At 66.1% G+C, this 24,544-nt stretch carries 25 protein-coding genes and 1 pseudogene; 21 read left to right on the top strand and 5 right to left on the bottom strand.

Going from position 1 to position 24,544, the window contains the following annotated elements; all coding sequences use genetic code 11:
• Positions 1 to 41 precede the first annotated feature (41 nt).
• The 15 genes from ACQR03_RS07635 to ACQR03_RS07565 all read left to right on the top strand — a co-directional run bounded on the left by ACQR03_RS07635 (position 42) and on the right by ACQR03_RS07565 (position 13,609).
• On the top strand, positions 42 to 518 hold the full coding sequence (locus ACQR03_RS07635; RefSeq protein WP_316202400.1) for a GNAT family N-acetyltransferase: 477 nt from the start codon (positions 42 to 44) through the stop codon (positions 516 to 518).
• 199 nt (positions 519 to 717) lie between these two features.
• Positions 718 to 1,767 carry a substrate-binding domain-containing protein gene (locus tag ACQR03_RS07630; RefSeq protein WP_316194220.1) on the top strand — a complete coding sequence of 350 codons (1,050 nt, stop codon included), beginning with the start codon at positions 718 to 720 and terminating at the stop codon, positions 1,765 to 1,767.
• 101 nt (positions 1,768 to 1,868) lie between these two features.
• Positions 1,869 to 3,107, top strand: coding sequence for an urea ABC transporter substrate-binding protein (locus ACQR03_RS07625; protein WP_316170155.1), 1,239 nt, complete (start codon positions 1,869 to 1,871; stop codon positions 3,105 to 3,107).
• A gap of 65 nt (positions 3,108 to 3,172) precedes the next feature.
• A complete protein-coding gene (locus tag ACQR03_RS07620; protein WP_315711674.1) occupies positions 3,173 to 4,039 on the top strand; it encodes a branched-chain amino acid ABC transporter permease in 867 nt (288 codons plus the stop codon).
• Positions 4,039 to 5,094, top strand: a complete 1,056-nt coding sequence (locus ACQR03_RS07615; RefSeq protein ID WP_316192986.1) for a branched-chain amino acid ABC transporter permease — start codon at positions 4,039 to 4,041, stop codon at positions 5,092 to 5,094. The genes ACQR03_RS07620 and ACQR03_RS07615 overlap by 1 nt, the downstream gene beginning before the upstream one ends.
• Position 5,095: 1 nt before the next feature.
• Positions 5,096 to 5,824, top strand: coding sequence for an ATP-binding cassette domain-containing protein (locus ACQR03_RS07610; protein ID WP_434841168.1), 729 nt, complete (start codon positions 5,096 to 5,098; stop codon positions 5,822 to 5,824).
• The gene (locus tag ACQR03_RS07605; protein WP_315827507.1) at positions 5,821 to 6,522 is read left to right on the top strand and encodes an ABC transporter ATP-binding protein; all 702 of its coding nucleotides are present in this window, start codon (positions 5,821 to 5,823) and stop codon (positions 6,520 to 6,522) included. The genes ACQR03_RS07610 and ACQR03_RS07605 overlap by 4 nt, the downstream gene beginning before the upstream one ends.
• Before the next feature lie 86 nt (positions 6,523 to 6,608).
• Entirely contained in the window at positions 6,609 to 8,123 is a 1,515-nt protein-coding gene (locus ACQR03_RS07600) for an amidase (RefSeq protein ID WP_434841167.1), read from the top strand.
• Positions 8,123 to 8,425: a putative quinol monooxygenase gene (locus tag ACQR03_RS07595; RefSeq protein WP_316170158.1), complete on the top strand. Its 303-nt coding sequence runs from the start codon at positions 8,123 to 8,125 to the stop codon at positions 8,423 to 8,425. Before ACQR03_RS07600 ends, ACQR03_RS07595 begins: the two co-directional genes overlap by 1 nt.
• 164 nt (positions 8,426 to 8,589) lie before the next feature.
• Positions 8,590 to 9,039, top strand: coding sequence for an urease accessory protein UreE (ureE, locus tag ACQR03_RS07590; protein ID WP_316172806.1), 450 nt, complete (start codon positions 8,590 to 8,592; stop codon positions 9,037 to 9,039).
• Positions 9,032 to 9,709, top strand: coding sequence for an urease accessory protein UreF (locus ACQR03_RS07585; RefSeq protein ID WP_316158526.1), 678 nt, complete (start codon positions 9,032 to 9,034; stop codon positions 9,707 to 9,709). Before ureE ends, ACQR03_RS07585 begins: the two co-directional genes overlap by 8 nt.
• A gap of 16 nt (positions 9,710 to 9,725) precedes the next feature.
• On the top strand, positions 9,726 to 10,424 hold the full coding sequence (gene ureB, locus ACQR03_RS07580; protein WP_315711684.1) for an urease subunit beta: 699 nt from the start codon (positions 9,726 to 9,728) through the stop codon (positions 10,422 to 10,424).
• 4 nt (positions 10,425 to 10,428) lie between these two features.
• The gene (gene ureC, locus ACQR03_RS07575) at positions 10,429 to 12,135 is read left to right on the top strand and encodes an urease subunit alpha (protein WP_316172803.1); all 1,707 of its coding nucleotides are present in this window, start codon (positions 10,429 to 10,431) and stop codon (positions 12,133 to 12,135) included.
• Complete coding sequence (gene ureG, locus ACQR03_RS07570) at positions 12,132 to 12,776, top strand: urease accessory protein UreG (RefSeq protein WP_316194217.1); 645 nt, start codon at positions 12,132 to 12,134, stop codon at positions 12,774 to 12,776. Before ureC ends, ureG begins: the two co-directional genes overlap by 4 nt.
• Positions 12,773 to 13,609, top strand: coding sequence for an urease accessory protein UreD (locus ACQR03_RS07565; protein ID WP_434841166.1), 837 nt, complete (start codon positions 12,773 to 12,775; stop codon positions 13,607 to 13,609). The genes ureG and ACQR03_RS07565 overlap by 4 nt, the downstream gene beginning before the upstream one ends.
• On the opposite strand, the gene bla is transcribed toward ACQR03_RS07565, so the two are convergent.
• Complete coding sequence (bla, locus tag ACQR03_RS07560; RefSeq protein ID WP_434841165.1) at positions 13,564 to 14,433, bottom strand: class A beta-lactamase; 870 nt, start codon at positions 14,431 to 14,433, stop codon at positions 13,564 to 13,566. The genes ACQR03_RS07565 and bla overlap by 46 nt on opposite strands.
• Before the next feature lie 14 nt (positions 14,434 to 14,447).
• Positions 14,448 to 15,239: an exodeoxyribonuclease III gene (gene xth, locus ACQR03_RS07555; protein WP_434841164.1), complete on the bottom strand. Its 792-nt coding sequence runs from the start codon at positions 15,237 to 15,239 to the stop codon at positions 14,448 to 14,450.
• Between the two features lie 72 nt (positions 15,240 to 15,311).
• On the opposite strand from xth, the pseudogene ACQR03_RS07550 reads away from it, so the two are divergent.
• A pseudogene (locus ACQR03_RS07550) lies at positions 15,312 to 15,560 on the top strand (aldo/keto reductase); the annotation flags it as partial.
• Positions 15,561 to 15,991: 431 nt separating this feature from the next.
• On the opposite strand, the gene ACQR03_RS07545 reads toward ACQR03_RS07550, so the two are convergent.
• Both ACQR03_RS07545 and styA read right to left on the bottom strand, forming a co-directional pair.
• Positions 15,992 to 16,519, bottom strand: coding sequence for a flavin reductase family protein (locus ACQR03_RS07545; RefSeq protein WP_316188272.1), 528 nt, complete (start codon positions 16,517 to 16,519; stop codon positions 15,992 to 15,994).
• A 23-nt stretch (positions 16,520 to 16,542) separates the two neighbouring features.
• Positions 16,543 to 17,790: a styrene monooxygenase subunit StyA gene (styA, locus tag ACQR03_RS07540; protein WP_316188273.1), complete on the bottom strand. Its 1,248-nt coding sequence runs from the start codon at positions 17,788 to 17,790 to the stop codon at positions 16,543 to 16,545.
• A gap of 95 nt (positions 17,791 to 17,885) precedes the next feature.
• Between styA and ACQR03_RS07535 the strand changes: the two genes are divergently transcribed.
• The 5 genes from ACQR03_RS07535 (at position 17,886) to ACQR03_RS07515 (ending at position 24,138) form a co-directional block, all read left to right on the top strand.
• Positions 17,886 to 18,791, top strand: coding sequence for a LysR family transcriptional regulator (locus tag ACQR03_RS07535; RefSeq protein ID WP_315711695.1), 906 nt, complete (start codon positions 17,886 to 17,888; stop codon positions 18,789 to 18,791).
• Positions 18,792 to 18,976: 185 nt separating this feature from the next.
• Positions 18,977 to 19,264 carry a hypothetical protein gene (locus ACQR03_RS07530; protein WP_316188274.1) on the top strand — a complete coding sequence of 96 codons (288 nt, stop codon included), beginning with the start codon at positions 18,977 to 18,979 and terminating at the stop codon, positions 19,262 to 19,264.
• 148 nt (positions 19,265 to 19,412) lie between these two features.
• Positions 19,413 to 20,048, top strand: coding sequence for a hypothetical protein (locus ACQR03_RS07525; RefSeq protein ID WP_316188275.1), 636 nt, complete (start codon positions 19,413 to 19,415; stop codon positions 20,046 to 20,048).
• Positions 20,049 to 20,319: 271 nt separating this feature from the next.
• Complete coding sequence (locus ACQR03_RS07520) at positions 20,320 to 21,060, top strand: metallophosphoesterase family protein (RefSeq protein WP_316188276.1); 741 nt, start codon at positions 20,320 to 20,322, stop codon at positions 21,058 to 21,060.
• A gap of 762 nt (positions 21,061 to 21,822) precedes the next feature.
• Entirely contained in the window at positions 21,823 to 24,138 is a 2,316-nt protein-coding gene (locus tag ACQR03_RS07515; RefSeq protein WP_434841163.1) for an ATP-binding protein, read from the top strand.
• 18 nt (positions 24,139 to 24,156) lie between these two features.
• Here ACQR03_RS07515 and erpA read toward each other — a convergent pair whose 3' ends face one another.
• Entirely contained in the window at positions 24,157 to 24,498 is a 342-nt protein-coding gene (gene erpA / locus ACQR03_RS07510; RefSeq protein ID WP_315711699.1) for an iron-sulfur cluster insertion protein ErpA, read from the bottom strand.
• Positions 24,499 to 24,544: the final 46 nt, after the last annotated feature.

Raw genomic sequence — 24,544 nt, 5'->3', positions numbered from 1 at the left:
CGGAATGCATCGCGTTCCCTCCGTTCGAGCGAGGGGCTGCGATGATCATCCGCGATGCGACGGCTGACGATGCCGAGGCGGCCTGCGCCGTGTTGCGGGCCTCGATTTCCGAATTGTGCAGGGACGACCACCGCGGCGACCCGCAGATCCTGGCGCGCTGGCTGGCCAACAAGACACCCCAGAACGTGGCGCAGTGGGCGGACGGGCAGGGGCGCTCACTGCTGGTCGCGGTCGAGGATGGTGCGATTCTCGCGGTCGGCGGGCTCGCCCATCCCGGCGAGATCACGGTCAACTACGTGTCGCCGCGAGCCCGGTTTCGCGGCATCAGCTCGGCGCTTGTGGCCGAGCTGGAGCGGCGGGCGCTCGCGCTTGGTGCAAGGGAGATCGCCTTGTTGAGCACCGAGACCGCGCATCGATTCTATCTCGCCCGCGGCTACGCCGATGTCGGCGTGCCCGCCGGCAAGTTCGGCACCGCGGTCTCCTATCCGATGCGCAAAACCCTCGGTCCCGCGCGGTGAGTCGCGGGTCGCGACGACACATCGAGGCCATGGCAGCGGATGCCTAACGAATAGGCGTCGGCGCGCCGATGTTCTGACCAGCGTCAGGTTCCAGAACCAAAATCGGCGAACTTTGGTACACGAACGACCGCGATGACGCCAAAACGCGCTTGGCACGATTCGTGAGTGCAAATCCTCGGCAACAGCAGAGGCGGCACGTTTGCACAGCGTTCGGATCGGCCTGATCATTCCTCAGCGCGGCTCGGCGGGGTTGTGGGCACCCTCCGCGGAAGCCTGTGGGCGGCTGGCCGTGACCGAGCTGAACCAGGCCGCCGGCATCCGCCGCCGACAGGTCGAGCTGATCGTCATCGACGCCGGCGCAACCGCCGCCAGCGCGGGTCGGGCCGCGGTCGAAGCGGTCGACGAGTTCGCCGTCGACGGCCTCGTCGGCATGCTGCCGAGCTACGCGCGCGATCCTGTCGCGCAAGCCGCGCGCGGCCGCGTGCCGTTCGTCTACACGCCCCAGTTCGAGGGCCTGCCGGCGAACAGCGATGTGATGACCACGGGCGAGACCGCCGGCGAATTGCTGGCACCCGCGATCCAATGGCTCTCGGAGTGCAAGCGCGCCCGGCGCTTCTTCCTGTGCGGCAACGACTACATCTGGCCGCGTTCCTCGCTCGACATCGCCAAGCGCCTGATCGCGCGATACGGCGGCGTCGTCACCGGAGAGCACTACGTGCCGGTCGGCGTGCATGATTTCGACGAGATGCTCGATCGTATCAAGACCACGCGCAGCGACGTCGTTCTCCCGGTCTTTCTCGGCTTCGACTGCATCGTGTTCAGCCGCGCCTTCTGCGCCGCCGGGCTCAGCCGCCACGTTCTGCGCTTCTCCTCGGCCTTCGACGAGACCATCGTCTATGGACTCGACAGCAGCGAGACCGAGAACGTGTTCGTCGCCTCCAGCTACTTTGCATCGCTGCGCTCGCGCAACAACGGCGCCTTCCTGGAGCGTTACTACACGGCGTTCGGCGACAACCCGCCGCCCGCGAACGGCTATGGCGAGTCCTGCTACGAGGGCATTCACGCGCTCGCCGCGCTGATCGAGCGCGCCGAGAGCTTCGATGCGCGCGTTCTCAGGCGCTTCTTCGGGCGCACGCTGCAGCGGCGCACCGCGCGCGGCACGGAGGCACAGCCGGTGGTTGGCGGCCGGCACCCGATCCACCTCGCCGAGCTGGACGGCTACGACTTCGCGGTCGTCGCCTCGCGCTGACGCGCAAGGTGCGCCCCAAAAAACACTTGCCTTTTCAAATATTGTAATTTTAAACTTTGCGCGACTTGTGCAACAGCATCACCAACCGATGGGGACCCCTGATGATTTTTTCCCGCCGTCGTTTTCTGCAACGCTCGGCCATCGCGACGTCGACCTTGATCGCGGCACCTGCGGTGTTCCGCTCAGGCGCGCTCGCGGCCGAGAACCCGATCACGGTCGGCAGCCTGCACGACCAGTCGGGCCCGATCGGCACCTCCGGCACGCCGATGGTCTACGCGCTGCAGCTTGCCGTCGATGAGATCAATGCCGCCGGCGGCCTGCTCGGCCGTCCCTTGAAGGTGATCCACTACGACACCCAGTCCAACATCCAGCTGTACTCGCAATATGCCCAGCAGCTGGCGGTGAAGGACAAGGTCGACGTCGTCCATGGCGGCATCACCTCGGCCTCGCGCGAGGCGATCCGGCCGACCTTCGACCGCTTCAAGGTGCTGTACTTCTACAACACGCTGTACGAAGGCGGCGTCTGCGACCGCAACACCTTCTGCACCGGCACCACGCCGGCGCAGACGGTCGAGAAGCTTGTGCCGAGCGCGATGAAGAAGTCGGGCAAGAAGGCCTACATCATCGCGGCCGACTACAATTACGGTCAGATCACCGCGAAGTGGATGACCAAGTACTGCAAGGACAATGGCGGCGAGATTCTCTCGACCGACTTCTTCCCGCTCGACGTCACCAATTTCGGCTCGACCATCTCGAAGATCCAGGCGGCCAAGCCCGACCTCATCCTGTCGGCGCTGGTCGGCGGCAACCACACCGCGTTCTACCGGCAGTGGACTGCCGCCGGCATGAAATCGAAGATCCCGATCGCCTCGACCACCTTTGGGCTCGTCAACGAGCCCTCGACGCTGGACGCGGCGGAAAGCGATGGGGTCATTGGCGCCTACGGCTATTTCGAGGAGCTGACCACGCCGGCCTCCAAGAGCTTCGTCGAGAAGATCAAGAAGGCGCATCCGGATTCGCCTTACATCAGCGAGCTCGCCTCGTGCACCTATGAAGGCGTGATGCTGTGGGCCGAGGGCGTCAAGAAGGCCGGCAGCATCGACCGCATGAAGGTGATCGAGGCGCTCGAAAGCGGCCTCGTCTTCGACGGCCCCAGCGGCAAGGTCTCGCTGGACAAGCCGACCCATCACACGGTTCGCAACGCGTTCCTTGCCGAGGTGAAGGACCGCAAATGGTCGGTGCTGGAGACCTACACCGACGCCAAGCCGGCGGACACCGCGAGTGTCTGCGACCTCGTCAAGAACCCCACCGACACCAAGCAGTACATCATCAATCTCTGACGCCTGCCGGGTCCCGCCATCCGGCGGGGCCCGGTGTCCCTGGACTGCCCTGAAAGACCTGACGCATGGCGATCTACGTCATCCTCGCGCTCGACGTCCTCAATGGAATCTCGTCGCTGTTCCTGCTCTGCCTGGGACTGGCGATCATCTTCGGCATGATGAAGATCATCAATCTCGCCCATGGCGAATTCATCATGCTCGGCGCCTATGCGACCGTCATTTCCGCCAATGCCGGTGTGAACATCTGGATCGCGATGCTGATCATCGCGCCGCTGTTCGTCGGCATCGTGGGCCTTGTCATCGAGCGCTGCCTGATCCGCTTCCTCTATGGCCGTCTCGTCGATTCGATGCTCGCGACCTGGGGCCTCAGCCTCCTGATCATCGGGATCATCACGACGATCTATGGCAACACCCAGCAGGGCGTGCCGACGCCGCTCGGCGGCTTTTCGATTGGCTCGTATCAGTCGAGCTACTACACGCTGTTCCTTGCCTTGATGGCGGCCGTCATGATGGCGATCATCTACGGCGTGATGCGCTACACCCGTTTCGGCCTGGTCGCCCGCGCCACGATGCAGAATCCGGCGATGGCGGCGACGCTCGGCGTCAACCCGGCCCGGGTCTACATGAGCACCTTCGCGCTCGGTGCGGCCGTGACCGGCCTCGCCGGCGGCCTGCTGGCGCCGGTGTCCGGCATCACCCCCGTGATGGGCGGCGCCTATGTCGCCAAGGCGTTCATGACCGTGGTCGGCGGCGGCGCCGCGATCCTCTCCGGCACGCTCTCGGCCGCGAGCCTGTTCGGCTCGGTCAACCAGATCGGCGCCTATTTCACCACGCCGGTCTATGGCGAGGTGATCGTCTTCACCACCGCGATCGTGCTGATCCGCTTGCTGCCGCAGGGCATCTCCGGGCGCTTCTTCAAGGGGAACCTGTGATGGACAAGCACCTCCGTCTTTCCGGCCAGGTGGGCGCGATCGTCCTTGCCATCGCAGCGATTGCGATCGTGCCGAGCGTGATCGAGCTGTTCGCGCTGATGCAGCTGACGCTGTTCGCTGCAATGGCGGTGCTGGCGCTCAGCCTCGCCTTCATCTGGGGCTTCGGCGGCATCCTGTCGTTCGGACAGACCGCGTTCTTCGGGCTCGGCGGCTATGCCTATGCGATCGCGGCCATCAATTTCCAGGACTCGACGCCTGCGATCCTGGTGGCCATCGCGGTCCCGGCGACGTTCGCGGCGATCCTCGGCTATTTCATCTTCTTCGGCCGCATCTCCGACGTCTATCTCGGCGTCATCACGCTCACGGTGACCCTGATCCTGTTCAACTCGGTCAACTCGACCTCGGGCGATGCGTACAAGATCGGCAAGGCGCTGCTCGGCGGCTTCAACGGCATGCCGGCGGTGCCGACCTTCAACATGCCGTTCGATCCCTCGACCGTGCTGTCGCCCGAGCAGTCGTGGTGGACCACGGCCTATGTGCTGCTCGGCGTGTTCCTGCTGCTGCGTCTGCTGCTGGCGTTGCCGGCCGGGCGCATCATCGTCGCGGTGCGCGAGAACGAGGTGCGGGCCTCGCTGCTCGGCTACGACCCGCGGCTGGTGAAGTGCCTGACCTTTATTCTCGGCGGTGCGATCGCCGGGCTTGCCGGCGCGCTCTACGTCAACTGGGGCGCCTTCGTCAGCCCGACCATCTTCAGCCTTTCGCTGTCGGCGGAGATCATCATCTGGATCACGGTCGGCGGGCTCGGCACCTTGTTGGGGCCGATCATCGGCTGCGTCGTCATCGAATACATCGTCGCCTATATCGGCTCGCAGCAGCTGTTGAACTCCAACCTCGTGCTCGGCGGCGTGCTGGTGATCTTCGTGCTGCTGCTGCCGAAGGGCATGGTGCCGACCGCCCGCGATCTCGTGATGCGGCTGATGCCGGCCTCCAAGCCGAAAGCCAATGGTCCACCGGTGCAATCCGCTGCGGCGCCGCATCCTGCAGGAGCCGAATGACATGGCAGACCTCGTTCCTCTGCTCAAGGCCGAGCACCTGACGATGCGCTTCGGCGGCGTCGTCGCCAATGACGACATCACCTTCACCCTGCAGGAGATGGAGTTGCGCTGCCTGATCGGCCCGAACGGCGCCGGCAAGAGCACGTTCTTCAAGACGCTGACGGGACAACTGGTGCCAACGTCGGGCAGCATCGCGTTCCGCGGCATGCCGATCGCGGGCAAGCTGTCGCACGAGATCGCGCGCATGGGCATCGGCATCAAGACCCAGGTCCCGAACGTATTCAACGGCCTCTCGGTGCGCGAGAACATCTGGATGGCGGTGCGCCGCAAGGCGACCCCGCGCCAGCAGGGCCCGGCGGTCAATGCCGTGCTCGAGATGATCCGGCTGACCGACTACGCCGACAGCATCGTCGCGACGCTGTCGCACGGCCAGCGCCAATGGGTCGAGATCGGCATGGTGCTGGCCGCCGAGCCCGAGCTGATCCTGCTCGACGAGCCCGCCGCGGGGATGACCGACGAGGAGACCTTCCACACCGCTGCGATCATCCGCGAGATCAACCAGACCCGTGCGATCGTGGTCATCGAGCACGACATGGAGTTCATCAAGCAGATCGCCAAGCGCGTGACCGTGTTCCACCAGGGCCGCGTGCTGGTCGAGGACACCGTGGACAAGGTGCTCGCCGACCAGCGCGTCCGCGACGTCTATCTCGGCAAGAAGGTGGCGGCATGAGTGCGCTTCTCGAAGTCAACGGGCTCAAGTCCGGCTATGGCCGGATCCCGATCCTGTTCGGCGTGGACCTGACGGTCGCCGACGGCGAATATCTCGGCATCCTCGGCCATAACGGCATGGGCAAGACCACGGCGTTGCGCACGCTGATGGGGCATCTGCCAACCACCGACGGCTCGGTGGTGTTCGCAGGCCGAGCCATCACGCATCTCAAGCCGCACGAGCGCTCGCGGCTCGGCATCGGTCTGGTGCCGCAGGGCCGGGAGATCTTTCCGGACCTTTCGGTCATGGAAAATCTGCGCATGGGGCTCGCCGCGGCTCCCAAGGAGGACCGTAGCGTCATCGATGCCGTGCTGCAGGATTTTCCGCGGCTGGTCCGCCTGCTCGACCGCCGCGGCGGCGCGCTGTCCGGCGGCGAGCAGCAATTGCTGGCGCTGGCACGCTGCCTGTGCACCAAGCCGAAGCTGATCCTGTTGGACGAACCGACCGAAGGCATCCAGCCGTCGATCATCGAGGAGATCATCGAGACGCTGCTGGCGTTGAAGTCGCGCTGGAAGATGTCTTTGATCGTGGTCGAGCAGAACCTCGAATTCATCACGTCGTTATCGGACCGCATCCTGCACATCCAGAAGGGGCGTATCACCGAGGAACTCGACCGTGAGACTCTCCTGGCCCGGGAAGGTCAGATGGTCCCGAGCTAGAGCCCGTACCGGCGCAGCTGCGCCGGCCCATTGAACTGACAATCTGCTGTCTCTGCCCAGCTTGTCCTCACAAGAAAGGATGACTCATGTCCATCAAACGCCCGAATGCCGAGGAAGTCGCCGATCTCGCCGCCAGCCTGCACATGAACATGACGGTCGAGGAGGCCGCCGAATATTTGTCGCTGATGGGCGGCATGTTCGACCAGTACGATATCATTGACGAGCTGCCGAACCCGCTGCCGCCGGTCAAATATCCGCGCACGCCGGGCGCCAAGCCGATGCCGAAGGAGAACAAGTACAACGCCTGGGCGATCAAGACCGAGGTCAAGGGCGCAGCGGGCGGCAAGCTCGCCGGCCGTAGCGTCGTGCTGAAGGACAACGTCGCGCTCGCCGGCGTTCCCATGATGAACGGCTCGACCACGCTCGAAGGTTTCATTCCCGCCGCCGACGCCACCATCGTCTCGCGCATCCTCGATGCCGGCGGCACCATCGTCGGCAAGGCGGTGTGCGAGCACTTCTGCCTGTCCGGCGGCAGCCACACCTCCGATCCCGCGCCGGTGCACAATCCCTGGAAGATGGGCTATTCGGCCGGCGGCTCGTCGTCGGGCAGCGCCGCGCTGGTGGCGGCCGGCGAGGTCGACATGGCGATCGGCGGCGACCAGGGCGGCTCGATCCGCATCCCTGCGTCCTATTGCGGCATCTACGGCATGAAGGCGACCCACGGCCTCGTGCCCTACACCGGCGTGATGCCGATCGAATCGACGATCGACCACACCGGGCCGATGACCAAGTCGGTCGCCGACAATGCGCTGCTGCTCGAAGTGCTGGCCGGCGCCGACGGTCTCGATCCCCGGCAATATGCGCCGAAGGTCTCGGCCTACACCGAGGCGCTCGGCAAGGGCGTCAAGGGTCTCAAGATCGGCGTGCTCAAGGAAGGCTTCAGCGCGCCCAACATGGAAGAGGGCGTGGTCGCCAAGGTCAAGGCTGGCGCGGAGCGCTTCGCCAAGATGGGCGCGAGCATGTCGGAAGTCTCGATCCCCGAGCACATGCATGCGCTGGCGGCGTGGAATCCGATCACGCTCGAAGGCTTCCTCGTGCAGATGATGCTCGGCAACGGCATGGGGTTCAACTGGAAGGGCCTTTACGATGTCGGTCTGCTCGATGCGCATTCCGGCTGGCGCACGCGCGCCGACGATCTGTCGGTGACGTTGAAGCTGACGATGCTGGTCGGCCAGTGGGGCCTCGAGCACTATCGCGGCCGCTACTACGCCAAGTCGCGCAACATCGCGCTCCAGGCCAAGGCGGCCTATGACGCCATGTTCGGCTCCTACGACCTGCTGCTGATGCCGACCCTGCCGTGCGTCGCCACGCCGATCCCGGCCAAGGATGCGCCGCTCGCCGAGGTGGTGCAGCGCGCCTTCGAGATGACCGCGACGACCAGCCCGTTCGACGTGACAGGTCATCCGGCGATGACCCTGCCGTGCGGCCTCTCGGACGGCCTGCCGGTCGGCCTGATGCTGATCGGCAAGGACTACGCCGAATCCACCATCTACCAGGCGGCGGCGGCGTTCGAGGCCGACGGCGACTGGAAGACCTTCTGATGATCACCATCACCGCGGTCATCAGGGCCAAGGCGGGACACGAGGCCACGATGCGCGACGCTCTCGTCGCCGTCGCGGCCCATGTCGCGGCCAACGAGCCGGAGACGATCGGGTTCTTCATCTCGCAGAGTGAGACCGAGCCCGGTCTGTTCACGACCTACGAGCGCTTCGCCGACAAGGCCGCGATGGACCGCCACAACGGCTCCGCCGCGGTGGCGACATTCTTCGGCGTCGCCAAGCCGATCCTCGACGGCGAGGTCATTCTCGTGACGTCGCAGGAGGTGTCGGCGACGCTGCGGTAGTGCGCTGGGAGGTACCAACCGTCTCCACAGTCATTCCGGGGCGATGCGACAGCATCGAACTATGGTGCGCAATTGCGCACCTGAGGATCTCGAGATTCCGGGTTCAGCCCTGGCGGGCTGCCCCGGAATGACAGTGATGACGTCAACGAGAGGAAATCACGCCGATGCTCCGTTTGCACGGCATCATAGGACGCGCCGACGACAGGGCTTATGCCGGAAAACTCCACGCGCTGGAGCATCGCGGCGGCATCGAGCTGTTGTTCGTGCCGCCGGAGGACGCCGGCCGCAGGCGCTTCCGGCTGACCACCGATCGCGGCACCGACTGCGCCGTCAGCCTCGATCGCGACGAACAGCTCGTCGATGGCGCGCTGCTGCATCTCGATTCCGATCGCGCGATCATCGCCCGCTTCGGGGAGGAGCAGGTCTGGCGCCTGCGCGCGCGAGATCCGGCCTGTGCGCTGAAGCTCGGCTGGCACGCCGGCAACCTGCACTGGCGCGTCCGCTTCGAAGACGATCATCTGATCGTGCTGCTCGATGCCCCGCTCGACACCTATCGCGCCCGCATCCAGCCGCTGCTCGATGCCGGCGAGGTCGTGGAGCGCGATCATGTTTGACCGCGGCGAGGCGCTCGCGCTGCTGCAGCTCGGCGACAGTGCCTTTCCCGCCGGCGGCTTTGCGTTCTCCTGGGGCATCGAAGGCCTCGCGGCCGACGGCCTGCTGTCCGGTCGCGCCGACCTCGACGGCGTTATTGCCGATCACCTCGCGCAGCGCTGGGCCAGCATGGATCGCATCCTGCTCCGCCGCGCCTGGCACGCCGACGACATTGCCGCGATCGCCGCCGTGGATCGCCTCGCCGAGGCAACCACACCGTCGGCCGAGATGCGCGAGGGATCGCGGCGCGCGGGCAGGGCGCTGCTCGGCGTCTGGGTCAAGCTCGCCGGTCCGTTGTCTCAGGCGTACCGTGCCCGCGTTTCAACCGATGCGCGGCTCGGACATCTGCCGGTGGTACAAGCCATCACCGGCCGCGATGCCGGCCTTGGCCTCGACGCGGCCGAACTGGTCTCCGGTTGGACCCTCGTCACCGGCCTCGTCAGCGCTGCCGTGCGGCTCGGCCTGATCGGCCACATCGAGTCGCAGCGCAGCCTCGTGCTTGCCCGCGCACGGCTCGGCGATCTGCTCAACGACACACCCGACGACGACGCCATGCCGTCGAGCTTCACGCCCTTCATCGACATCGCCGTGTCGCGCGGTCCGCTGCGGCACGTGCGCATGTTCACGACCTGACCAGAGGTGCCGCGCCATGATGAACCTGTCGCCGACCGAGATGGATCGTCTCGTGATCTTCAACGCCGCGCAGATGGCGCGGCGCAACCGCTTGCTCGGCATCAGGCTCAGCCATCCGGAGGCGGTGGCCTACATCACCGACGAAGTGATGACCGCGGCACGCCGCAATCTGCCCTATGCCGAGATCCGCGACATGGCGGGACGGCTGCTCACCACCGACGACGTCGAGCCCGGCGTCGCCCAGATGATCCCGATGCTCTATGTCGAGCTGATGTTTGCCGAGGGCACCAAGGTAATGGCGCTGTTCGAGCCGATCCAGCCGGCCGACGGCACTGCGGGTGACGAGTTCGTGCCCGGCGAAATCATTGCGGGCGGCGACGACATCGCGATGTTCACTGAGCTGCCGGCGGTCACGCTCGACGTCGTCAACACCGGCGACCGGGACATCCAGGTGCGCAGCCACACCCATTTCTTCGAGGTCAACCGCGCACTGTTGTTCGATCGTGCCGCCGCCTGGGGCATGAAGATTGATCGTCCGGCGGGACTCGGCGTCCGCTTCGAGCCGGGCGTCACCAAATCGGTACGCCTCGTGCCGATCACCGGCGACCGCATCGTGCGCGGCCAGGCCGGACTCGTCAACGGCCCGCTCGACGCGGCCGGCGCGCGCGAGACCGGGCTGAAACTCGCGCAGTCGCGCGGCTATCTGGGAGCTTGAACTCATGGCCACGCTGACCCGCCGCGCCTATGCCGAGCTGTATGGCCCCACCAAGGGCGATCTCATCCGGCTCGCCGACACCAGCCTGCTCGCCGAGATCGAGCACGACTACACGACCTACGGCCATGAGCTCCTGGTCGGCGCCGGCAAGAACCTGCGCGACGGCGAGGCCATCGCCGGCCACCGCACGTCGTCCCACAAGATCCTCGACGTCGTCGTCAAGAACGCGACCATCGTCGACGCCGTCGCCGGCATCGTGAAGGCCGACATCGGCATCCGCGACGGGCGTATCGTCGGCATCGGCAAGGCCGGCAATCCCGACGTGATGCCGGACGTGCATCCGGATATGGTGGTCGGCCACACCACCGCGCCGATCGCCGGCGGCCCGTTCATCGTCACCGCCGGCGCGATCGAAAGCCACGCGCATCTGATCTCGCCGGAACAGTCGGACCATGCGCTGGCCGGCGGCACCACGACGATGATCGGCAACGGCTCCGGGCCGGTGTTCGATGTCGGCTCCGGCTCGGGGCCGAATTTCGGGCACTTCCTGAAATCGATCGAGTTCTCGCCGCTGAACTACGCGCTGTTCGGCCGCGGCGGCTCCGATCCCGAAGCTGTCGAGGAGGCGGTTGCGGCCGGCGGCATGTCGGTCAAGATCCACGAGGACTTTGGCGCCGCGCCCGACGTCATCGACAAGAGCCTGATCGCCGCCGACCGCAACGACTTCGCCGTGCATCTGCACACCGACTCGATCAACGAATACGGCTTCTGCGAGGACACGATGGCGGCGGTCGACGGCCGCACCATCCACATGTATCACGTCGAGGGCGCCGGAGGCGGCCATGCACCCGACCTGCTCAAAGTAGTGTCCTGGCCGAACGTGATCCCGTCCTCCACCAATCCGACCAATCCCTACACCTCCTACGGCATGGAGGAGGGCGTGCCGATGACGATGATCTGTCATCAGCTCAACTACAACGCGCCCGAAGACGTCATGTTCGGCGAGGCGCGGGTGCGGGCGCAGTCGATGGCGGCCGAGGATTTCCTGCACGACATGGGCGCGATCTCGATCTTCGGCACGGACACGCAAGGCATGGGACGTCTCGCCGAGAACGTCGCCAAATGCTGGCAGCTCGCCAGCGTGATGAAGGACCGCATCGGTCGGCTGCCCGAGGAGACCACCGCGCGCGCCGACAATGAGCGCATCAAGCGCTACGTCGCCAAGCTCACGATCAATCCCGCCATCGCCGTCGGCATCGATCATGTCGTCGGTTCCATCGAGGTCGGTAAGATGGCCGATCTCGTGCTGTGGCCGCGCGCCTCGTTCGGCCTCAAGCCCTACATGGTGATCAAGAACGGCTTCCCGGTGTGGGCCGCGATGGGCGACGGCAATGGCAGTCTGGGTCTCTCCGAGCCGATGATCCAGAAGCGGATGTGGGGTGCGCTCGGCGCAGCGCCACAGCGGCTCGGCGTCAACTTCATGTCGAAGCTCGCGGTCGACGTCGGCATCCGCGCCAAGCTTGGGCTCGGCCGTGAGACCGTGCAGATCAAGAACGTGCGCCGGCTGCGCAAGACCGACATGGTCCGCAACGCGGCGATGCCGCATGTCGAGGTCGATCCGCAGACCTTCGAGGTCCGTGCCGACGGCAAGCTGCTGATGTGCCCGCCTGCGACGACCGTGCCGCTCGCGAGGAGGTTCATGCTGCGATGAGCCGTCTCGCTCTCACCCGCACCGATGCGCCGATGACCGCCGCGCGCGTCGGCATCGGCGGTCCGGTCGGCTCCGGCAAGACCGCTCTGGTCGAGCGCCTGATCCCGGCGCTGCAGGCGCGCGGCATCGACATCGCGGTCATCACCAACGATCTCGTCACCGCCGAGGATGCCGAGCGCGTCCGCCGCTCGGGATTGATCGACCCGGCGCGCGTGTCGGCGGTCGAAGCCGGCGCCTGTCCGCACACCGTGATCCGCGAGGACCCGACGCTCAACATCGAGGCCGCCGACGAATTGGAGCGGCGCTTTCCCGGCGTTGAGCTGATCCTGCTGGAGAGCGGCGGCGACAATCTCGCCTCGACCTTCTCGCGCGACCTCACCGATTTCTGGATGTTCGTGATCGACGTCGCCGGCGGCGACGACATCCCGCGCAAGCGCGGCCCCGGCGTGATCCGCGCCGATCTGCTCGTCATCAACAAGGTCGATCTCGCCCCGCATGTCGGCGTCGATCTCGATCGCATGCAGCGCGAAGCGGCCGAGGTGCGCGGCGGCCGTCCGGTGCTCTTGACCAACTGCCGACGCGGCGAGGGTATTGATGCGATCGTCGATCTGCTCGAGCGCGAGGTGTTGTTCCGCACGTGAGCGATCTCGCGCCAGAGCCGAGGCTCGATCTTTCCTTCGTCCGGCGCGGCGGCCGCACCGTGATCGACCGCCGGCTGTTCGCGTGGCCGTTCGTGCTGACACGCAGCTTCCACACCGATGCTGCGCGGCCGGACCTGCTCGGCGTGATCCTGCAGACCGGCAGTGGCGCGGTGCATGGCGAGGACCGGTTGATGCAGCGCTTCACGCTCCATGCGGGTGCAGCCGTTTGCGTGACCACGCAGGGGGCCACCTCAGTCCATCGCGCCGAGCCGGGCGCACGTGCCATGGAGCAGGTGCTGCTCCGGGTCGAGACCGGCGCCAGGCTCGATTATCGGCCGGAGCCGCGTATTCTGTTTCCCGGGGCTGCCTTATGCCAGGTGCTCGAACTGCACTGCGCCGCCGATGCTTTGGCCCTCATGACCGACGCCTTCACGATGCATGATCCGGACGGGCAGGGGCGCTTGTTCCGCGAGCTCGACTCCGCGCTCGTCGTGCGCCGGACGGGCGAGGCGCCGCTCCTCATCGACCGCATGCAGCTGCGCGATCCTGATGTCGCCGTCTTCAACGGTCATCGCGCATTCGGCTCGGCCGTGCTGATGCTGCCGCTGACGAACGATCTCACCGCGCTCCGCCAGCGTCTCGCCGATGCGCTGTCCCGCATCGACGGCCTCTACGCCGCGGCAAGCCTGCTGCCGGAGAGCGCCGGTCTCGGCGTGCGCCTCGCGGGCCGCCAGATGCGCCAGCTGCGCACCGGATTCGACGCGATCGCCGCGATCTATCGCGAGGCTCAGGCCCCGAGCGCGCCGGCGACGGCTCGGCCGACCGCTGCGTGAACTGCGTTGCGCTTGTCGTCGCTGGCCTTGGTCTCGGTGAGATAGCTGCTCACGACGACCGGCACGCGCCCTGTCGGCCAGATCACGGCGACATCGTTGCTGCTGCCGCGCTCGCCCGCGCCGGTCTTGTCGCCGATGCGCCATTCGCCGGGCAGGCCGGCGCGCAGCTTGGCGCCACCGGTCTTGCAGGCGATCAGCCAGCCATTCAGGATGTCGCGCGATGCCGCCGACAGCACCGTGCCGGTCGTCAGCTTCGCCAAGGTCTGCGCCATCGCCGCGGGCGTCGTGGTGTCCCTGGGATCGCCGGGCACGCTTTCATTGAGCGCAGGCTCGATGCGGTCGAGCCGGGTGATGGCGTCGCCGAAGCCGCGGATGGCGCGGGTCAGGCCGGCGGGGCCGCCGAGGCTCGCCAGCAGCAGATTCGCCGCCGTGTTGTCGCTGAGCGTCACGGTCGCCTCGCACAATTCGCCGACCGACAGGCCCGACGTCCCCACATAGGCCTTGGTGACCGGCGCGTAGGACAGGATGTCTCCTTGCGCGATGGGAATGCGGCGCGAGAGCTGCTCGGTGCCGGCATCGACCTTGGTGAGGATCGCGCCCGCCAGCAGCGCCTTGAAGGTGCTGCACATCGGGAAACGCTCGTCGAGCCGATGGCCGCTGAGCGCCCCGCTCGCGGTGTTCAGCAGCGCCACGCCGAGTCGCCCGCCGCTGTCGACTTCGATGCCGGCGATGGTGGCCTGCAGGTCGGCGGCAAGCACCGGCTTCGCCGCCAGCAGCGGCACGATTGCGAGCGGAAACAATTGCCGCCGTGTGTAGATCGTCATGGACCGTTCTCGAGTTACGCCGTCTCGAGATCGAAATCGGCCCACACCGGCACGTGATCCGACGGCTTCTCCCAGGCCCTGACATAGCTGTCGATGCCGACCTCGACCAGCCGGTCGCTGGCCTGCGGCGACAACAGCAGGTGATCGATCCGGATCCCCATGTTTTTCTGCCAGGCGCCGGCCTGATAGTCCCAGAACGTGTACTGCCCCGGCGCATCGGTGACGGCGCGCAGCGCGTCGGTGAGCCCGAGGCCGAGCAGCGACTGGAAGCTCTCGCGCGTCTCCGGGCGGAACAGCGCGTCGTCGACCCAGGCCTCGGGGTTGGAGACGTCGGTGGCGGCGGGGATCACGTTGAAGTCACCTGCGAGGATCAGCGGCTCCTCGGTCTTCAGCCGCTCACGCGCGTAGTCACGAAGCCGCGACATCCATTTGAGCTTGTAGGGATATTTTTCCGTGTTCGGCGGGTTGCCGTTGGGCAGGTAGAGGCAGGCGATGCGCACCACCCCGCTCTTGAGGCTGACCACGCCCTCGAGGAACCGCGCATGCACGTCCTCGGCATCGCCGTCGAGCCCGGACTTGGTTTCGTCGAACGGCAGCTTCGACAACAGCGCGACGCCGTTGAAGGTCTTCTGGCCGTGCGTCACCACGTTGTAGCCGAGCGCCTCGATCTCCAGCCTTGGGAATGCGTCGTCCGTGCATTTGATCTCCTGCAGGCAGACGATGTCCGGGGAGCATTCCTTGAGCCAGGTCAGGAGGTGATCGATCCGCTGCCGGACCGAATTGACGTTCCAAGTTGCGATACGCATTGGCTTGAGGTTCCCGGGGGGAAGGAGAAACGGCCCCGGTTAGATCAAGCCGCGACCACTCCGGTCAAGGCGGATGGCGTGGGAATCACAGGCGGGCGCAACATTCCACGGGTGGCGCTGAACTGGCTGCTGCAGCGCCCGACGGTCGCGACCATCATCGTCGGCGCCCGCGACGAGAGCCAGCTGATCGAGAATATCGGCGCGGTCGGCTGGAGCCTGACGGCGGAGCAGGTGGCCACGCTCGACGCCGCGAGCGACACGCCGGCGGCCTATCCGGTCCGGCATCAGCGCGGCTTCCCGATGCTGAACGAGCGTCGCTAGTCCAGCACGAGCGGAACTGCTGTGGATCATCAGCCTCAGGCCTCGTACCTGCAGTGCCGATCCATTTGACGACGACGCCGGACGGGACGTAAAATTAGGTTCGATCGTCACGTGGCCGCGCTTCGGTCATTCTGGAGCCGCCACAACGGGGGGCATCGACCCCGGACTGATCGGCGGTTGAGCCTCACGACTGTGCCGGACCCGCAGTCTTCAATGTGACGATGTTTGGCTCACTAAGTCGTCCCGGCGGACCGCATCAGATTTTCGTTGAAGAGAGAACCTCTCGCTCCTCACCCTGAGGAGCCCGCCGCGGGCGGGCGTCTCGAAGGGCGAGGCCAACGCTGCGGCCTCATGGTTCGAGACGGCGCTGCGCGCCTCCTCACCATGAGGGTAAGCAGCGGCGGCTTGAAGGACACTGGCCGCCCGCGCGATCAGATCGTCCACCCCTCCGCCGGATACGCCAGCCCATCGCTTGGCAATATCTCCGCGCCCAGCCCATTGCGAAACCGGCTGGCGTAGAATGCCAGCGGCAGGCCGTCCTGGTGGCGGCACCAGCGGACCTCGCCGATGAACAGCGTGTGGTCGGCGATTTCGACCGTGCTCACGACCTCGCAGCCGAATTGCGCGATGGCCGCCGGCAGCAGGAAGAAGCCGTCACGCGCCTCCAAGGCAGGCGCGCCCTGTGCGAGGGTCGCGCCGGCGAAATGCCGGCCGATCGCGACATCATCGGCCGCGAGCACATTCACCGCATAGCGGCCGGACGCGCTCACCGCCTGCCAGGTGCGGCCGCGCTTGAGCGAGACCAGCACCGTCGGCGGCTGCGTCGAGACCGTGGTGAAACTGTTGGCGGTCATGCCGACCGGCGCGCCGTCGCCATCGTTGCTGGTGACGACGGTCACGCCGGTGGAGAACCGCGACGCGGCTGCGCGAAAACCCGCGGCATCGGGATGATGGCTCATCGGCCGCTCTCCGTCATCACGCGTCACGCCGCGAGCCGCGTCCGCTCGTCGATCCAGGCATGAATGCGCCGCTCGCTCGCCAGCCGGTCCCACTGCCGCTCCGGATAGTTGAAATTGTCGGTGAACTCGTCGCAGAGCCCGCGATCCTGCGCCATGGTGAAGATCAGCCGGCCCATCGCCTCCGACGGCGGCTGCAGCATCAGGTTGGTCCAGCGCGCTGCGGCGAGCACGCGGTTCTCGCGCGCGCGATCGACCGTCTCGACGAAGCGGTCGTCGAACGCCACCGCCTCGGTGATCGCCTTGCCGAGTTCGAACGCGGCATAGGAGGCCATGTTGGCACCCTGGCCCATCATCGGATCGACCACGGAGTGCACGTCGCCGAGCGCAATCGCGATCTTGCCGTCGTCGAAGCTGACCGAGGAGCGCCGCACGGTCGGCACCACGGCGCCCTGCAAGAGGTCCAGCGGCTGCAGATCGAAGCGGTGCGTGTCGATCCGGTTGTAGGTGTGCGGATGGTGCTTCTCCAGCTTGTCGAGCAGCGTCTGCCGAAAGGCCGAGGGATCGGCGTCGTAGTTGAGCGATACCAGCTCGGCCATGTCACCGCCGGGAATGTTCTCCATCAGCAGCGCCGTCTTCATGCCGCCGAAGGTGAGCGTCGGAATCACGATCATCTCGCCATGGCCCGGAGAGACCGACAGCGTCACGCCGCGCGGATCGTCGCCCTCGGGGCTGCCGTGGTCGACGCCGTCATAGAGGCCGACGCAGAGCAGGCGCTGCGGCTGGTTGTAGGGCGACAGCTCCGGCCGGTGGCTGAACATCCGCCCCAGCGCGCCCTTGCCGGTCGATACCACCAGCAGGTCGAAGCGCGCCACCAGCGCCGGAATGTCGTCGTCCTGGATGCTGGCATATTCGATCGCGCCGCCGCGGTCCTCGAAATCCTTCATCAGCGCCGGCAGGTAGATCCGGTAGTCGACCGCGCGGCTCGGCTGCTTGAAGGCCCCGCGAAAGAGCAGGGGACTGCCGGGGAAATTGAAGAAGTGATCGTGGTGGTGATAGACGAATTCGGGGCTGTCCCAGTGGTTCACGCCGAGCTCGTTCTCGCGCGCCACGGTGATGCCGTGATGGGCCACCGTGTTCATCAACCGCGTTGCAGCATACTGTTCCGGCTCGCGGTCGGTCAGAACCGTGGCCTGGATGCCTTGCTTCTGCAGATACAGCGCCAGGTGCAGCCCGCCGATGCCGGCCCCGACGATGCCAATCGACTTCTCCATGGTCTCCCTCCGTTTGATTTTTTGAGAGGCTAGACCGGCCTGCCTCCTGACGTATACGGAATGACGAGAATAAAACTCATTCCGGGGAGGAATGGATGGACCGGATCGACGCGCTGCAGACCTTCATCCGCGTCATGGAGGCCGGCAGCTTCACCCAGGCCGCGGCCGATCTGGGCCTGGGACAGCCGGCGATCACCAAGCGCATCGCGCTCTTGGAGGAGCAGTTCGGCTGTCGCCTGTTCGTCCGCACCACGCGCAAGCTGCGGCCGACCGCCGAGGCCGATCGCGTCCTCAAGCTCGCCAAGGACATCGTCACCTTGTTCGAGAGCGCGGGCATGCCGTCGCCGAAGCGCGTCGGCGCGCCGTCGGGCACCTTGCGGATGACGGTGCCGACCTCGTTCGGCCGCCATTTCTTCAGCGACGTCTTCGCCGAATATGGCCGCCGTTATCCCGAGGTGCGGCTCGACATCCGCTTCACCGAGCAGTTCGTCGACCTCGTGGAGACCGGGACGGAGCTCGCCATCCGCATCGGCGTGCTCAGCTCCAGCTCGCTGGTCGCGCGCCGCGTCGGCACGGTCAAGCGGCTGCTGGTTGCGGCGCCATCGCTGCTCGCAAGACACCGCCCGCCGCGGTTGCCCAATGATCTGCGCCAGCTCCCCTGCGTGACCTATTCGCGGCTGTCGCCGAAGAACGAATGGAGCCTCGAATCCGAAACCGGCCGCCACGTCGTCGGCATCACACCCTCGCTCACTTGCGACGACGCCGACATCATGACCCTGGCGGCGCTGGAAGGCCTCGGCGCCGCCGTGCTGCCGGACTGGTGCGCGGTTCAACACATTGCGTCAGGCAGGCTCATCCATTTGCTCCCCGACTACGACGTTCCGTCGCTGCCGCTTCACGTCGTCTATCCCGACCCGCAATGGATGTCGCACCGCGCCCGCCTGTTCCGCGACCTGATCATCGAGCGCGCGGATGTGTTCGCGATCGGGGCGCTGCAGTGAGAGAATCGTAGGGTGGGCAAAGGCGCGCAGCGACGCGCCAGCGTCGCGAGCACCGTGCCCACCGGCGTTCTTGCGCGGTCACCGATGGTGGGCACGCGATCGCCTGCGGCGCTCGCTTCGCCCACCGTACGGACTGCAATGTGACCTGGGGCATGCTATACTTGTTGATAGTCCTGAGGAAAGACATGACAGAAAACGAAAAGAAGATCCTGTCCGCACTGGCGTCGATGGTCATCCAATATCTGGAAGGTCGCGAGGTGGTGGACAGCCATTCGATGTCGGCTGGCGAAGAGGCGATCGAGGTCCTCGCGGCCTTTGGTCTGATGGAGGTCGTCGGCACCCGGTTTGGACGATGGACAGAGGAGGGGAAGACGTTTCTCAGGGAGATGGGATATACAAGGCTCGATCGGCTGGAGCAGGTCGATCATCTCGGCGCGATACGATTGGTCGTCATGCCCAAGCCCGACAAATAGCCTGGGATCGACAGCAACTCGTCACTCCGGGCAAACTTTCATTAACGTTGCCACGAACATCGTCTGCCGTCTCGTTGACGGGCTGGCTCATCTCCCCACAATCTCCGCGCGATTGCGAAGACAGCCATATTGCAGGGGCAGGGGATCGATGGAGACGGTTGCGAAGGTGGGCATTCCGCTGTGGTTCAAGCTCACCTACAGCGCGTTCTGCGCGGTGCTGGTGCCGACCTATCTCATGGCCTACGGCCCGACCAACTTCCTCTATTTCTGCGACGTCGCGCTGCTAACGACGCTGGCCGCCGTCTGGCTGGAAAGCCCGCTGCTCGCGTCGGCGCCGGCCGTGGGCATTCTGCTGCCGCAGGCGCTGTGGGTGGTCGACTTTCTCGGCACCGCCGCCGGCGTGCCGCTGACCGGCATGACCGCCTACATGTTCGACGCCAAGCTGCCGCTGTTCACGCGCAGCCTGTCGTTCTTCCATTTCTGGCTGCCGTTCGTGCTGGCCTGGCTGGTGTGGCGGCTCGGCTATGACCGCCGCGCCTTCGCAGTCTGGACCGTTGGCGCCTGGGCGCTGCTGTCGGTGTGCTACTTCCTGATGCCGCCGCCGCCTGCCGCGGGCAATCTTCCCGTCAACATCAACTACGTCTACGGGCTGAGCGATGCGTCGGCGCAGAGCTACATGCCGGGCGCGGCGTGGTTTGTGCTGCTGTTGATCGGCTTGCCGCTCGTGATCTTCTATCCGACGCACCGGCTGCTGCTGCGCTATACTCCGGCGACCATTGTGTGACGCCGCCCTTGCGGGCGAGGGGCAATACGTAGGGTGGGCAAAGCCGCGCAAGCGGCGTGCCCACCGTTCAAGGCGTTGCCGGGCGAAAGACGGTGGGCACGCGCCGCCTTAGGCGACGCTTTGCACCCTACGTTTGCGCCGTCATTGCGAGCGAGCGAAGCCGTCGAGAATCCTCGCGTCGCCCTGGATTGCTTCGCTTCGCTCGCAATGACGATCATGCTATCGCTCTGTCTCAAGTGATCACTACGAATTGCGACGCGAGGAAACGACAATGCGACTGGCCGTGATTTCCGATGTGCATGGCAATCTTCCGGCACTGGAGGCCGTGCTCGCCGACATCGCGACCCGCAGCGTCGATGCCACCGTCAATCTCGGCGACTGCGTCACGAGCCCGCTATGGCCGCAGGAAACCTTCGAGCTGCTGCAGTCGCTGGCGCTGCCGACGGTGCGCGGCAATCATGACCGCTGGATCGAGGAATGGCCGGAGGAGAAGTTGTCGCCGGCCGGCCGCTTCGCGCGTGCGGCGGTCACGCCTGAGCAGCGACGCCAGTTGCATGCCTTGCCGGCGCGGATCGCGTTGGAGCAGGGCATTCTTGCCGTGCACGGCACGCCGGACGACGACAGCACCTGCCTCCTCGAAGAGATGCTCGACGACGGCCGTTACGTGCCAGCGCGTCGCGACGTGCTGGCCGCGCGTCTCGTCAATCTCGGCGGCGCCACGCTGGTGCTGTGCGGCCACAGTCATCGGCAGGCGGTGGTGCAGGTGCCCCGTGGGCCGCTGGTGATCAACCCCGGCAGCGTCGGCTGCCCGGTGTTCGGCGACATCCCGATCGCAGCCCAGCTCGAACATCGCTCGCCGCACGCGCGCTACGCGGTTCTGACCGAGCGACGCGGACATTGGCAGGCCGAGCTGCTGGCGCTGACCTATGACTGGGATCACGCGGCGGCGCGTGCCGCCGAAAACGGTTTTCCGCATTGGGCCAGTGCCTACGCCTCCGGCGCGGTGCTGTGAGGGATCAGCGAACAACGACGTGGTGATTGTGATCCGGCGTGCACGTCGGGCAAATCGATCCACCGCATGACCCATGTTGGCGATGCCAATGGGCGCAGCCGGCGTCGAATAGGCGTGCGCCGAGAGATTAATTTCATGAGCGCCTTCAAGCTGATTTGCCCTGTCCAGTCCCGGTGCGAAAAATATCGTTGTTTCGCTTTTACAGAATTCATGCTCCTATGTCGCCGTCCCACCCCGGCACGAGGGGCGTATCGCGATCGTCACGACACGCGGGGTGGGATGCGATGGGCGTCGTGGGCCGCAGCATGGCGTGATGCCGTGCGGACGAACGGCACATGGCGCACGCCGAAATCGCATGGTCCTGGTCTCCCGACGCTGAGGCCACGCCGGTGGTGACGATGATCCGCCGGTCACGGGGGCAAGACAGCCCGGTCCCCGGGGAGAATGCGTATAAGGCGTAGAGCCGTCGTGCAGGGAATGCCGGTTGACCGGCTGGACCTGTGGTGACTGCCGCCTGCTTTCTTTCTGCAGGCGGGCCATGGGTTGCGGCCAGCACCCGGCATTCCCTGCGCCCTCGACCTGAACGAGGGGAAAACGGACGATCATGACTCGGGCACATCGTGCCGCGGGAACGATGAGTTGCATCCGGCGCTGCCAGCGCGCGCATTCGGAGGTTCCGTAATTCTACGGGCGGAACAATTAACGCGGCTGAAGCAGCCGATCAGGCATGGCAAGGGATCACAACGAAGGTTCTGCGCGCTCATGAATTGGCCTGGGGATCCCACGCGCTCGAAGCGAACGGCCGGCGGCAGCCCGCTGGGGGCCTTCTTCCTTTGGATCGGCGGCTTCGGCGCCATCGAGGGTCTCGACGACGAAGCGCTGACCGAGCGCGATCGCCGGCGCATCCGGGCGCGGCAGGTCGATGCCGTCGCGCGCCTCGTCCCCGTGACAATCGGCATCAATTTCGCGAACGCGGCCATCATTCTCGGCGTGTTCTGGAACACCGTCTCCAATCTCTTCCTCATCGCGTGGGGCACTGCGATCGGCGTGGCCGGCGGCATGGCGCTGCGCGGCTGGTGGCGCGCGCGCAAGTCGCGGCCGCAGGAGGCGTCCGAGCGCGCCATCTCCCGGATGACGCTGCAGGCGTTCTTCTTGGCGACGATCTGGGGATCGCTGCCGCTGATCGTGATGCCGCAGGTCGATCCGCATCTGCAGATCATCGTGGGTTCACTGATGACCGGGATGATCTCCGGTGGCGCGTTCGCGATGTCGAGCGTGCCGCGGGCTGGTCTCGCCTACACCTGGACCCTGATGCTCGCCTCGGTGGGCTCGCTGTTTCTGTGCGGCGGCGCGACCTATCTCGTGCTCGTCGTGTTCCTGCTGCTCTACACCTCGTTCATGGTGCGGCACCTGGTGTCGCACGGCAACGTGTTCCTGGAGAACCTGAAGGCGCAGATCCGGCACGAGCGCCAGAACGAGACGATCTCGCTGCTCCTGAAGGAATTCCAGGAAAACGCCGCGAGCTGGCTGTGGCAGACCGATGCCGAGGGCCGGCTGATCGACGCGCCGCAGCGTTTCGCCGACGTGGCCCAGCTTCCGCTCGATCAGCTCAAGGGCGAGCGGCTGATCGATACGCTGAAATATCTCTGCCCGACCGATACGGCGACGCTCAAGACGTTGGCCGATCGCATGGCGCAGCGGCTGTCGATCCCGGAAATTCTGATCCATGTCGTGGTGGCTGGCGGCGAGCGCCGCCGTTGGGCGCTGACGGCGCGGCCGGCGCGGGATCACGAGGGCAAGTTCGCAGGCTATCGCGGCTTCGGCCGCGACGTCACCGAGCGCTGGCGGGCCGAGCAGGCGGAAGCCGAAAGCCGTGCCAAATCCGACTTCCTGGCAATGATGAGCCACGAGATCCGCACGCCGATGAACGGCGTGCTCGGGCTCGCCTCGACCTTGCTGGAGACGAAGCTCGACGACGAGCAGCGTCACGCGGTCATGACGATCCGCGAGTCCGGCGACAACCTGCAGCGCATCCTCAACGACATCCTCGATCTGTCCAAGCTCAACGCCGGCAAGCTCGAATTCGAGACGGTGGATTTCTCGCCGGCGGCGCTGGTCGAGGCGGTCACCGCCATCATGGGCGTCAACGCGAAATCGAAGAGCCTGCTGGTCAATGCGGACATCGATCCGAAGCTGCCGCCGGCGCTCAAGGGCGACGTGGCGCGCATTCGTCAGGTGCTGATCAATCTCGCCTCCAACGCGGTGAAGTTCACCGAGCAGGGGGGCATCACCATCGCCGTGGCCTGCCGCACGCGCGACGACCACAGGGCGACGATCGAGTGGCGCGTCTCCGACACCGGCATCGGCATTCCCGCCGATCGGGTCGGCAAGCTGTTCACGGATTTCGCCCAGGCCGATGCCTCGATCAACCGCCGCTTCGGCGGCACCGGGCTCGGGCTGGCGATCTCCCGGCGGATCATCGAGCAGATGGGCGGGGTCATCGCGGTGTCGTCGGTGCAGGGCGAAGGCTCGACCTTCCGCTTCAGCCTGACCTTGCCGTGGAGCGACAAGCAGGTGTCCGATCAGCGCGGCGACCGGGTCGGCGCGGGCGACCTCAAGGCACGGATCGAGGCACTCGGCCGTCCCTTGCGCGTGCTGATCGCCGAGGACGACGCCACCAACCGCATGGTTGTGTCGAAGATGCTGCAGGAGTTCCCGGTCGATAAATGCATCGTTCCGGATGGCGTGCAGGCGGTGAAGGCGGCCGACGAACAGGAGTTCGACCTCGTGCTGATGGACGTTCGCATGCCGGAAATGGACGGCATCGCCGCGACCCGGGCCATCCGGGCCAAGGGTGGACGGCTCGCCGAGCTGCCGATCATCGCGCTGACCGCGAACGCCTTCCCGGACGACATCAAGCAATGCCGCGAGGCCGGCATGACCGACTTTCTGGCCAAGCCGTTGCGCAAGCCGGCCATGGTGGCGGCAATGCTGAAGGCGATCGGAACGCCCGCGCCAAACGTCGAGGCGCCGGCGCTTGCGCCGTCAGATGTCCCGGCTGCGACGGCGGAGGCCTGAGCCGACAACGAGGGGACGCTAGACCGAGAAGCTGGTGCCGCAGCCGCAGGAGGCGGTGGCGTTGGGATTATTGACCCGGAACGAGGCGCCCATCAGGTCGTCGACGAAATCCACCTCCGAGCCGGCGAGGAACGGCACCGAGGCCGGATCGACCAGCACGACCGCACGATCGCGCTCGATGACGAGATCGTCGTCGGCCTTGGCACGGTCGATGTCGAACTTGTACTGGAAGCCGGAGCAGCCGCCGCCTTCGACCGAGATGCGCAGCATCGCGCCGGCGCTCTCCTTGCCGAGGATCTCTCCGATGCGGCGGGCGGCGCGTTCGCTGATGGTGACGGGGCCGGTCGAGGCATCAGTCATGGCAGGAGGTCTCCGAGGTAGCACGTCATGCCCTATTCATTTGGTG

The organism is Bradyrhizobium sp. HKCCYLS3070 (assembly GCF_051167575.1).
In the GTDB taxonomy this organism is placed as follows: domain Bacteria; phylum Pseudomonadota; class Alphaproteobacteria; order Rhizobiales; family Xanthobacteraceae; genus Bradyrhizobium.
This window is presented reverse-complemented; position numbering and strand designations above follow the sequence as displayed.

Excerpts from the sequence above, each read along its gene's own strand:
- ACQR03_RS07635 (WP_316202400.1), top strand. The coding sequence starts at position 42 with ATGATCATCCGCGATGCGACGGCTGACGATGCCGAGGCGGCCTGCGCC.
- ACQR03_RS07625 (WP_316170155.1), top strand. The coding sequence starts at position 1,869 with ATGATTTTTTCCCGCCGTCGTTTTCTGCAACGCTCGGCCATCGCGACG.
- ACQR03_RS07620 (WP_315711674.1), top strand. The coding sequence starts at position 3,173 with ATGGCGATCTACGTCATCCTCGCGCTCGACGTCCTCAATGGAATCTCG.
- ACQR03_RS07615 (WP_316192986.1), top strand. The coding sequence starts at position 4,039 with ATGGACAAGCACCTCCGTCTTTCCGGCCAGGTGGGCGCGATCGTCCTT.
- ACQR03_RS07610 (WP_434841168.1), top strand. The coding sequence starts at position 5,096 with ATGGCAGACCTCGTTCCTCTGCTCAAGGCCGAGCACCTGACGATGCGC.
- ACQR03_RS07605 (WP_315827507.1), top strand. The coding sequence starts at position 5,821 with ATGAGTGCGCTTCTCGAAGTCAACGGGCTCAAGTCCGGCTATGGCCGG.
- ACQR03_RS07600 (WP_434841167.1), top strand. The coding sequence starts at position 6,609 with ATGTCCATCAAACGCCCGAATGCCGAGGAAGTCGCCGATCTCGCCGCC.
- ACQR03_RS07595 (WP_316170158.1), top strand. The coding sequence starts at position 8,123 with ATGATCACCATCACCGCGGTCATCAGGGCCAAGGCGGGACACGAGGCC.
- ureE (WP_316172806.1), top strand. The coding sequence starts at position 8,590 with ATGCTCCGTTTGCACGGCATCATAGGACGCGCCGACGACAGGGCTTAT.
- ACQR03_RS07585 (WP_316158526.1), top strand. The coding sequence starts at position 9,032 with ATGTTTGACCGCGGCGAGGCGCTCGCGCTGCTGCAGCTCGGCGACAGT.
- ureB (WP_315711684.1), top strand. The coding sequence starts at position 9,726 with ATGATGAACCTGTCGCCGACCGAGATGGATCGTCTCGTGATCTTCAAC.
- ureC (WP_316172803.1), top strand. The coding sequence starts at position 10,429 with ATGGCCACGCTGACCCGCCGCGCCTATGCCGAGCTGTATGGCCCCACC.
- ureG (WP_316194217.1), top strand. The coding sequence starts at position 12,132 with ATGAGCCGTCTCGCTCTCACCCGCACCGATGCGCCGATGACCGCCGCG.
- bla (WP_434841165.1), bottom strand. The coding sequence starts at position 14,433 with ATGACGATCTACACACGGCGGCAATTGTTTCCGCTCGCAATCGTGCCG.
- xth (WP_434841164.1), bottom strand. The coding sequence starts at position 15,239 with ATGCGTATCGCAACTTGGAACGTCAATTCGGTCCGGCAGCGGATCGAT.
- ACQR03_RS07545 (WP_316188272.1), bottom strand. The coding sequence starts at position 16,519 with ATGAGCCATCATCCCGATGCCGCGGGTTTTCGCGCAGCCGCGTCGCGG.
- styA (WP_316188273.1), bottom strand. The coding sequence starts at position 17,790 with ATGGAGAAGTCGATTGGCATCGTCGGGGCCGGCATCGGCGGGCTGCAC.
- ACQR03_RS07535 (WP_315711695.1), top strand. The coding sequence starts at position 17,886 with ATGGACCGGATCGACGCGCTGCAGACCTTCATCCGCGTCATGGAGGCC.
- ACQR03_RS07530 (WP_316188274.1), top strand. The coding sequence starts at position 18,977 with ATGACAGAAAACGAAAAGAAGATCCTGTCCGCACTGGCGTCGATGGTC.
- ACQR03_RS07525 (WP_316188275.1), top strand. The coding sequence starts at position 19,413 with ATGGAGACGGTTGCGAAGGTGGGCATTCCGCTGTGGTTCAAGCTCACC.
- ACQR03_RS07520 (WP_316188276.1), top strand. The coding sequence starts at position 20,320 with ATGCGACTGGCCGTGATTTCCGATGTGCATGGCAATCTTCCGGCACTG.
- ACQR03_RS07515 (WP_434841163.1), top strand. The coding sequence starts at position 21,823 with ATGAATTGGCCTGGGGATCCCACGCGCTCGAAGCGAACGGCCGGCGGC.
- erpA (WP_315711699.1), bottom strand. The coding sequence starts at position 24,498 with ATGACTGATGCCTCGACCGGCCCCGTCACCATCAGCGAACGCGCCGCC.